Below are 2,081 nucleotides of genomic sequence, written 5' to 3' on the forward strand. Positions count from 1 at the left end.
ATCAAGTAGGGTGAGGCTTACGCCTCATCCCTCTCACAGAACCGTACGTACGGATCTCGTATACGGCTCATGTATTCTTCACATACCTTTCGGTACAAGCTTGCCCATATTCACTTCGGATAATTCGAACAATCCCATTTCTTTAAACCATTGGTTTGGCATCGCTAAACTCGATAGTGGACTCAACGAGTTGCGCCACGAGTTCATCTTGATAAATTTGAACGGTGGTTTATACCCGCTTTGTTTGAGCTTTCTGTGTAGTTTGGCTGGCATCTTCCATTGTTTAAGTTGAATCGCTCTTAATCGTCGTCTTATCCAACCTGCTAATTTCTTAAACTCCCTGCTGCAATTCGCTATTCTAAAATAATTCGCAAATCCTCTAACGACCGGATTTAATTGTTTTATCACCGCGGTTAAATTTTGACCTTGATTGCGTCTGGTCAACTTTTTCACCTTGGTTTTAAATCCTTGGAGTTTCTTTTCTTGTATCCGTGTAAATTGGCTACCGATTTCTACTCCCAGAAACTTAATGCCTTCACTGCTATGCGCTATATGCGTTTTGTTTCTGTTAACCGTTAGTTTCAGTGCGTTTTCTAGAATATCTGTGGCTTTGGTTAATGCGTTTTCTGCTCCTGCCTTGCTGCTGCATAATATCAAGATGTCATCTGCGTATCTCACTATTCTGTGATTGCGCTTTTTCATTTCTTGGTCAAATGCATCTAGGTAGATGTTTGCCAATAGTGGGCTGATTACGCCGCCTTGCGGGCTGCCTATTTCACTTGGCTGCCAACTGCCATTTTCCATTATGCCACTTGTCAGAAATTGCTTTATTAGCTGCAATATACTGCTGTCTGTCACTCTGCGTTTGACGCTTGTTATGATTAATTCATGGTCAAGTCGGTCAAAGCATTTTGACAAGTCCATGTCTACAACCCATTGTCTTCGATATTCTCTTATGAATAACGTTGCTTTGTTGATAGCATCATGGCTGCTTCTATTTGGCCTATATCCATAACTGGATGGATGAAATTCTGGCTCAAATATCGGCTCTAGCATTTCCTTTATTGCTTGTTGGACAATTCGGTCTCGAACCGCGGGTATGCCTAATAACCTTGTTCCACCATCGTCTTTGGGTATTTCTACCCGTCTAACGGGTTGTGGTTGGTAGGTTTTATTTCGCAGTTCGCTTAGCAATTGATGTAAGTTTTCTTCCAAATTTTGTGCGTAATCACTCAGGCTCTGCCCATCTATTCCGGCCGCGCCTTTGTTTCTTTTCACTTGTTTGAATGCTTTATGCAGCACTTTTATATTCAGTAGCCTACCATATAAGCTGTAGTACACTTTCATCTTTTGCCTTTGCTTGTGGCATCTTCATTCACTTTGTCTTCTACAGTGCTGACGCTTCTTGGTGACTTCAGGTGTGCTAGCCTTATTGGCAATCTGCCTGAGCGCTTTCCAATACTCCTCGCTCGACCCAGTAAACCAGTTACATTATTCCTAATTCACCAGTTTGTGGTGTCTGCCTTCGTCAAGGCACTTGTGAACCACTGTAAAAAAAATCGTGCTGTTGATGCGCTTAAAGAATACTTCCCCCCTTCGCCATTTATTGCACTTTTGGTGTCAATAAATGCCATCAAACTTGTTGATGGTCACCTTGGTTTTATCCTCCACACCATTACTGGCTTTCATCGGCCTAGGTTTATTCACTACTACGGGTTCATCTGCCACCTCACATTCATCACTACCTTAAGTTACCTCTTGTGTAATGATGTCCAGTAAAAAAAAACTGGATACAATGCCAGGCTTCCCCAGTTACTGCACTGACGCCCTGTCAACAATGCCACCCTCAAACACGTTTTAGGTTTGATTGAGTATCGGGCTTTGCGCTATTTTGCACGCTTACCCACCTAAACCGCCGAATCAGGTTCACTTGCGTTGTGTACTGTTAACTTCCTATCGCTTCCTTCAGACCCAGTCGTTGGCCAACTACGCCCTTGCGATTCGGATTATCTTCCCCTCAATCAGGGTGATTCAGATTTCTTTCAATCTGACGGGTTTGCCAGCTTCGCTGGGCAAACAAA

The 2,081-nt window shown here is 43.1% G+C and carries 1 protein-coding gene; it reads right to left on the reverse strand.

Features of this window, described 5'->3' with window-relative positions:
* Window positions 1-78: 78 nt before the first annotated feature.
* On the reverse strand, window positions 79-1,347 hold the full coding sequence (gene ltrA, locus WSC_RS0102525) for a group II intron reverse transcriptase/maturase (protein ID WP_016954335.1): 1,269 nt from the start codon (window positions 1,345-1,347) through the stop codon (window positions 79-81).
* Window positions 1,348-2,081: the final 734 nt, after the last annotated feature.

The organism is Catenovulum agarivorans YM01 (genome assembly GCF_000281085.1).
GTDB lineage: Bacteria > Pseudomonadota > Gammaproteobacteria > Enterobacterales > Alteromonadaceae > Catenovulum > Catenovulum agarivorans.